General features: G+C 62.3%; 5 protein-coding genes. 4 read left to right on the top strand and 1 reads right to left on the bottom strand.

Features of this window, described 5'->3' with window-relative positions; translation table 11 throughout:
• The first annotated feature begins 635 nt into the window (after window positions 1-635).
• The 3 genes from H7B90_RS23140 to H7B90_RS23130 all read left to right on the top strand — a co-directional run bounded on the left by H7B90_RS23140 (window position 636) and on the right by H7B90_RS23130 (window position 4198).
• Window positions 636-1589, top strand: a complete 954-nt coding sequence (locus H7B90_RS23140) for a ring-cleaving dioxygenase (RefSeq protein ID WP_185138264.1) — start codon at window positions 636-638, stop codon at window positions 1587-1589.
• On the top strand, window positions 1586-2197 hold the full coding sequence (locus tag H7B90_RS23135; RefSeq protein ID WP_185138263.1) for an alpha/beta hydrolase: 612 nt from the start codon (window positions 1586-1588) through the stop codon (window positions 2195-2197). The genes H7B90_RS23140 and H7B90_RS23135 overlap by 4 nt, the downstream gene beginning before the upstream one ends.
• 174 nt (window positions 2198-2371) lie before the next feature.
• Window positions 2372-4198 (top strand): peptidoglycan D,D-transpeptidase FtsI family protein, encoded by a 1827-nt coding sequence (locus tag H7B90_RS23130; RefSeq protein WP_246578648.1) that lies wholly within the window; start codon window positions 2372-2374, stop codon window positions 4196-4198.
• 33 nt (window positions 4199-4231) lie between these two features.
• Here the strand turns inward: H7B90_RS23130 and ytvI are convergent, their stop codons facing one another.
• Complete coding sequence (gene ytvI / locus H7B90_RS23125; protein WP_185138262.1) at window positions 4232-5413, bottom strand: sporulation integral membrane protein YtvI; 1182 nt, start codon at window positions 5411-5413, stop codon at window positions 4232-4234.
• A 174-nt stretch (window positions 5414-5587) separates the two neighbouring features.
• Between ytvI and H7B90_RS23120 the strand changes: the two genes are divergently transcribed.
• On the top strand, window positions 5588-7138 hold the full coding sequence (locus tag H7B90_RS23120; protein ID WP_185138261.1) for a polysaccharide deacetylase family protein: 1551 nt from the start codon (window positions 5588-5590) through the stop codon (window positions 7136-7138).
• Window positions 7139-7379 lie beyond the last annotated feature (241 nt).

The following is a 7379-nucleotide window of genomic DNA, read 5'->3' as shown; positions in this document are numbered from 1 at the left end:
CGGAATTAGGGGGCCGAACCGGATCACAAAAAAACAAGTAATTTGGCACAATAGCGTCGGCTGGATTCGTTAGAGTTTTTGGCCGGTGGAAGACGGCCGCCAACTCGGTCCATCGGGATAAGCTGAGACATGCCGCTATCCCATCCGGTCAGGTCAGAGCAGAGGAGTACCATTATCACACCCGGTCAGGAAGAACAAGAGGCGTATCATTATCCCACTCGGTAAGGAAGAGCGATACGTGACTCAATCTCATCCGGTCAGGAAGAGCGGAGACAACATGCCGCTATCCCATCCGGTCAGGTCAGAGCAGAGGTGTAAAGAAGAGCGGAGACGTGCTGCATTTCTCAGCCTCGGCGGACGACGACGTGGGGGAGCCTGAGGCAAGGGGATAGTGGCAGGGCCCGGCGGATTCGAGAATGCGACCCGTGGCTGCGGCCCGTGAAGAGGCTGAAAATTGCTTAAGCAGGGCATTTACGGGGAATATAAAATAGGGGCTTGCGCAATTTGACCGAAGGGTGTATGATTATCTCAAGTTAAAGATATTAAATTTTAAGACGTCAGCTTCAAACCGGCATCGACCGCAAGAAACCTGGCTCTAAAATCTCAAATTAAAGACAATATGGAGGCGATTGATTATGACTCAACGCACGGCTGGCATTCACCACATCACTTCTTTCGTTCGCAACCCTCAGGATAACGTGGACTTCTACGCGGGAGTGCTCGGTCTTCGGCTCGTGAAGAAGACGATCAACTTCGACGCTCCGGAAGTGTACCACCTGTACTTCGGCAACGAGATGGGCAGCCCCGGAACGGCGGTCACGTTCTTCCCTTCGCCCGGAAGCCGCGTCGGCCGGGTAGGCGGCGGCCAGGTCGGCTACACGACGTTCGCGGTACCGGCCGGCGCGCTGCCGTTCTGGGAGCGGCGGCTCGAGAAGCTGGGCGTAGCGTTCGAGAAGACCGAACGGTTCGGCGAGACGTACTTGCGGCTAGCCGACCGGGACGGCTTGCAACTGGAGATCGTGGAGCGGGATGAAGGCGAGAGGAGCCAATGGTCGTTCGGCGGCGTTCCCGCGGAATACGCGATCAAGGGCTTCGGCGGCGCGGTGCTGAACAGCATCGCCCCGGACAAGACGATGGACGTTCTGCAGAACGTGCTCGGCTTGACGAGAGTCGCGGAGGAAGGCGGGCTCGTCCGGTTCCGCTCGGAAGGCGACATCGGCAACGTCATCGACATCAACGCCGAGCCGATGCCTTGGGGCGCGGGCGGCGCGGGCACGGTGCACCACATCGCCTGGAGGGCGAAGGACGACGAGGACCACGTCCGCTGGCGGGAGCTCGTCGACAGCCGAGGCCTGAGACCGACGCCGATCGTCGACCGCCAATACTTCCATGCCGTATACTTCCGCGAAGCGGGCGGCATCCTGTTCGAGATCGCGACCGACACGCCGGGATTCGACGTGGACGAACCGTTCGAATCTCTCGGCGAGAAGCTGATGCTGCCGTCCTGGTTCGAGCCGCATCGCGAGCTGATCGAGAGCAACCTGCTGCCGATCCGGGTGCGCAGCCTCGACGAGGAGGGATCGCGATGAAGCATCTGTTCAAGCAAGGCGCGAACGCATCGGCTCCGACGCTGCTCCTCCTGCACGGAACGGGCGGCACGGAGAGGGATCTGATTCCGCTCGCGGAGGCCATCGCCCCGGACGCCTCCTACCTGAGCGTTCGCGGCAACGTGTCGGAGAACGGGATGCCCCGGTTTTTCCGGCGCATCGCGGAAGGGGTATTCGACGAGGAGGACCTCATCTTCCGGACGGAGGAGCTGAACCGCTTCCTGGACGAAGCCGCCGGGCAATACGGCTTCGACCGGCGCCGCGTGCTGGCCGTCGGCTATTCCAACGGAGCGAACATCGCCGGGAGCTTGCTTTTCCACTATAAGGACGCCTTAAGCGGAGCGATTCTCCACCACCCGATGGTTCCCCGCCGCGGGATCGAGCTGCCCGACTTGACCGGCTTGCCGGTATTCGTCGGCGCGGGCACGAACGATCCGATCTGCTCCGCCGGGGAGACCGAGGAGCTGCGGGCGTTGCTGGAAGGGGCCGGAGCCTCGGTCGCGGTTCATTGGGAATCGTACGGACACCGGCTGACGGCCGGAGAAGTCGAGGCGGCCGCGGCTTGGTACCGGAGCCGGTACGGAGCTTGACCGAGGGATCGAACGCAACCCGATCCTGCGCAATCCGATCCTATATGAAGGAGATGCTCGTCATTCGCTCGAATGGCGGGCTTTTTTTCTTGCGGGGACGAAGCGTTGAGAAGCCCGAATCGTGGCTAAACTGATACATATTGAAGCAGAGCAAAGGAAAGGGAGTATCGAATCGTGAGCGGCAGGAATCGAATCCGGCTGTTGCGCGCGGCGATCGTGCTGGCCATCGCGTTCGTCATCGCGATCGTCCGCCTGGCCTGGGTGCAGCTGATCGGCGGCGGGGGAGCCAAGGAAGCGGCCGCGCTCGGAGAGCGCGCGGTAATGCAGCGGTCCGACCGGCTCGTCCTCGACAGCGGAAGGGGCCAGTTCCTGGACCGGAACGGGCGGAAGCTGACGGGAGAGACGGTATGGGCGCTGGCGGCATTCCCCGAGCCCGGCGTTCCGCGCGGGACGGAGGAATCGATGTCCCGGCTCGCGGCCGTTCTGCGGACGGAACCGGAGCGGCTGGTCAAGTGGCTGTCGGAGCTTCGGGCGGCGGACGTCTGGAAGGACCCCGGACGGGACGAAGCCAGAGGGTTGACGGACGAGGAGGCCGAGGAGGTGCGCCGGATGGACTTGACGGGCATCGCGGTGCTTCCGTATCGCAACCGGTATCCGCTGAACCTTCCCGTCTCCCCGCTGCACGCGATCGGATACGTCTCCCAGAACCCGGAACGGCTGCGGCGGCTCTACGGCGAGGAGCTGGCGGCTCGCTCGATGAGAGTGACGGACCGGATCGGCGGCGCCGGACTGGAGCTGTCCCTCGACCGTCTTCTCAAGGGGATCGGCCGGACGGAAGCGATTCAAGTGACCGACGCGGCGAGAAGACCGCTGCAAGGGTTGGGGCTGAGAGTGACGGCGCCGGACAATCCCCATTATCCGCTGCAGGTGAAGACGACGCTCGACCTCGACGTGCAGAGGAAGGTCGAGCAGGCGCTCGCCAAGCATGGAGTCGAACAGGGAGCCGTTGTCGTGCTAGACGCGGCGAACGCCGACATTCTCGCGATGGCGTCGCTGCCCGCGTTCCACCCGGACCGGATCGGGGAAGACGCGACCGACGAGAGGAATCATGCCTTGATCGCGATCCCCCCCGGCTCCGTGTTCAAGACCGTCACGCTGGCGGCCGCGCTGGAAGCGGGCGTGACGGACGAGGACGAGCGGTTCCGTTGCCAGGGAGAGTACGGCCGCTACGGCCTGCACTGCTGGCGCCGCGAGGGGCACGGCGTGCTTACGCTGGAGCAGGCGTACGCCGAATCGTGCAACGTCGTGTTCGCGGCGCTCGCCGAACGCCTTCATCCGGAGGCGCTGCGGAAGACGGCGGACAAGCTGGGCATCGGCCGGCAGATCGGCTGGCATTCCGGTTCGTTCGCCGACGGGAAGCCGCTGAGACTGCTCGAAGAAGAGGAAGCCGGAGCGGTGTTCCTGGACGCGAAGAACGGGCTGGACGGCGGCGTGCGGACGGGAACCGGAATCGGCCAGAGAGACGTGAAAATAACGCCGCTGCAAGCGGCGAATCTGGCCGTCACGCTGCTGCACGGCGGCCGGGTGTTCGCCCCGCGGATCTCAAGCGAGATCCGCTACGCCGACGGCGGCCTTCTGGCGAAGCTGCCGACGCAAGCTTCGCCTTCGGTCTACGGCGCCATCCGGCCGGAGACGGCCGCCGCGCTGCGCCGTGCGATGAAGGCGGTCGCGGCCGAAGGGACGGCCGCCCAGTCGCTGGCCGACGCGAAGCACGCGCTAGCCGGCAAATCGGGGACCGCCGAGGTGGGCGTCGGGAAGACGAGAAGCAACGCCCATTGGTTCGTCGGCTACGGTCCCGCGGACGGCACGGCCCGCTACGCGGTCGCGGTGCTGATCGAGCGCCAGCCGATCGGCCTGCGCAACCGCGCCGCCGCCTTATTCGGGGACCTGATGGAGTCTCTGCTTCCAACGGTCGACAAAAAGCCCGCCTCAGGCAAGTAGAGGCGGGCTTTTTTTGCATGCTTTTCAACCTGTTCAATCCGTGTCTCTCGTATCCTTCGTCTCCGGCCGGATCTGCTCGAGCGATTCGACGAACGGCCCGCTCTCCATCGGCGAGGGTCCCAGAGGCGAGACGGCGAACTCCTCCTTGGGCAGCCGGATCCACCGCTGAAGGTAGCCTTGGTCGTACAGCGCCTTGAGCAGAATCATCAGAATCGGCGCGAGAATGAGGCCCGCCACTCCGAAGAAGGACAGCGACACCATCATGAACGCGAGCATCGTGAACGCCGACACGCCGACCGTCTGGCCGGTAATGCGCGGCTCGAGGAATTGCCGGGTCAACGTAACGGCGACGAGCAGCGCGGTCAGCCAGATCGCCAGCACCGTGTCCCCTACGATGAACAGGTAGATGATCCAAGGGATGAACAGCGTGCTGACGCCGAGAAGCGGCAGGACGTCGAACACCCCGGCCAGCAGCGCGATCGCGAAGGCGTTGTTCACCCCAAGCAGAAGCAAGGCGATGAAGATGACGATGAACGTGACGGTGACGAGCTTCGCCTGCGCCTTGAAGTAAGCGCCGATGCCCTTGAACACGTTGGCTCGCAGGAAGTCGAACGCGGCCTTGATCGTCTTCGGAGAACGGTCGTTGGCGAGCCTTCGCCACATGTCGATCTCGACGCTCAGGAAGTAGGCGAGGATGATGGCGATCGAGAAGTTGAGAATAAACGACGAGAACGACTTGATGAACGAGATTAGCCAGGTCAAGAACGAGGTCGCGAGATCGGTTCCGAACTTGGTGACCTTGTCGACCGCATCCTTCGCCCTCTCCGTGAAGTCGGCGGGGAGCTTGTCCGAATGCTTCTTGAGCTCCTCCGTGATCTCGGCGACCTGGTTCGTAAGCGACCTCTGGTACTCCGGCAGCTTCTGGCTGAGCTGATCGATCTGCGAGTAGAAGATCAAGCCGAGCCCGGCGAGGATGGCGAGAACGACGAGAAGGAAGACGAGAACGCTGATTCCGGACGCGATCGACTTGCGGAGTCCGATTCGGTTCAGTCTCTTGGCGAGAGGTTCGATGCATAGGAAAATGAGAAAAGACAAAAATACCGGCGTCGCGATCTTGTACAGATAGCTGATGATGAACATGGTCAGCCATACTGTCAAGGCGATGACGCCGATGTCGAACGCGGTTCTCCAGTACTTCTGATAAAGCGAGAACATATCCGGCAGTTCACTCCTACGGAATAGATATTTTGCCTATATCCTCCTTATTGTACACGATTCCAAAAAAGAATGCCTGCAAACATGCCTATTTTTCGGATGCGTATGATAAAATAGTACGTGCACGTTAAGCGGCGCGATCCCAAATACAGCATGAAAAATGGTGAGGAAGGCATGGACAGAATCCTTTGGTGGATTTTTTATTTTTTGACTTTTTACGCGTTCATTCCGGGATTCGTCAGCCGCGTGTTCGGATTCCGCGTCTTCCGCCGCGGGCTCGCGAAGCGGGAGATCGCCCTGACGTTCGACGACGGCCCGGATCCGGAGTATACGCCCCGGCTGCTCGACCTGCTCAAGAGCTACGGGGCCAAGGCCACGTTCTTCGTCGTCGGCTCCCATGCGGAGAAGAACCCGGAGCTTATCCGCAGAATGCACGAGGAAGGCCATACGCTGGGCATCCATAACTACGTTCACCGGAGCAACTGGATCATGAGCCCGAGGACGGTCAAGCGTCAGGTTCGGCGGACGTCGGACATTATCGAGAGCATTACGGGCGAGCGTCCCGTCTATTACCGGCCGCCCTGGGGAATCGTCAACGTCTTCGACTTCGCGCAGCTTCGGCATATGCAGATCGTCCTCTGGACCTCGATGTTCGGCGATTGGAAGGAGAAGGTCGGGGCCGAGAACCTGTATCGGAAAATGAGAGAGAAGCTGGCGCCGGGCCAGGTGTTCCTGCTGCATGACCGCGGCGACACGTTCGGCGCGGATCCGGGAGCGCCGGCTCAAACGATCGCGGCGCTGGAGCGCATTCTGAAGGACGGGCGCGAGCTCGGTCTGCGCTTCGTCGGAATCGGGGAGCTGATCGCCGTCAGCGACCGCCAGCGCGCGGCCCGGAAGGCGGCGAAGCCTTCCGGCCCTACGGAAGCGGAGGAGGCGTCGGCGGCAAGCGCGAGCGCGAGCGCGGGGACGAGAGCCGAATCCGTCCGGAAGACGGGGCCTCTCAAGCGGATGGTCGTGGCGGCATGGATGGTGTGGGAGAAGGTGTTCCACGTCCTGTTCCGGGTTCGGCCGTTCGGCGACGGCTCCTTCATGAATTACCGGCTCGTCCGCTACAACGGGCGGGAGCTGACGCTGCGGGACGGATCCCGGCTCGTCCGCGGGGACTTGGTCGTCGAGATGCACTTCGATAACGAGAGAATGTACGAGATCGGGATGAAGTCGAAGTCCGGCGTCCACGTCGCGATCCGGCTCATCCGTGAAGTCGAGCGGGCGCTGCCGGACATCGCCCGGGAAGTCGAATCGCTGCCGCAAGCCGGCAAGATCAAGGCGCTGTACGGCGTCTCGATGATCAACCGCGGCTCCGAAGGCCTCGGCTTCGACACATTCGAGCTGCCGCGGGGAATGTTCTCCGCTTTGACGAACGTCTACTTAAAGCTGCTGATGCGCGTCATTCATCCCGACGGCGGGAAGAAGATCAGCGAACACGGCGGGAAGCTGGAGCCGCGCATCATCGTGATGAGCCGGGCAGCCTTGTCCTTCTGGAACGGGACGGACTCCTCCGAGGAAGCGCGCAAGGCCATTCGCCGGATGGGGAGCGACGCTTGCTCCGCGGATAGGCCGGAGGCGGCCGAATCGGCCGGGACGTCGAATAGATCCAAGGAGGCCGGCGCTTCCTCCGACGCCTCCGAGCTTCGCGAAGAGATCGCGCTCGAACCGCTATCGTAATCGTCATCCTAATGTATGGATTTATGGATCGATGGGATTTATGGCTCAATGGGAATTACGGATCTATGGGAATTACGGATCGAAGCCGCATCCGGCCCGCTTCTTCGCGATCGAAGGAGCGGGCCGATTGTCTTATCGGCGGCGGATAAGAAGCAACCCCCGACGGAGAACCGTCGGGGGTTGTTGTCGCGATTGTCGGACGCTGCCTCGGGAGCGAGGTCCGACGAATCGTTCGGCGCGT

Source organism: Cohnella xylanilytica, from assembly GCF_014212175.1.
GTDB lineage: Bacteria > Bacillota > Bacilli > Paenibacillales > Paenibacillaceae > Cohnella > Cohnella xylanilytica.
The sequence above is the reverse complement of the archived record's forward strand: the minus strand, read 5'-3'. Positions and strand labels throughout refer to the sequence as shown.

Excerpts from the sequence above, each read along its gene's own strand:
- H7B90_RS23140 (WP_185138264.1), top strand. The coding sequence starts at position 636 with ATGACTCAACGCACGGCTGGCATTCACCACATCACTTCTTTCGTTCGC.
- H7B90_RS23135 (WP_185138263.1), top strand. The coding sequence starts at position 1,586 with ATGAAGCATCTGTTCAAGCAAGGCGCGAACGCATCGGCTCCGACGCTG.
- ytvI (WP_185138262.1), bottom strand. The coding sequence starts at position 5,413 with ATGTTCTCGCTTTATCAGAAGTACTGGAGAACCGCGTTCGACATCGGC.
- H7B90_RS23120 (WP_185138261.1), top strand. The coding sequence starts at position 5,588 with ATGGACAGAATCCTTTGGTGGATTTTTTATTTTTTGACTTTTTACGCG.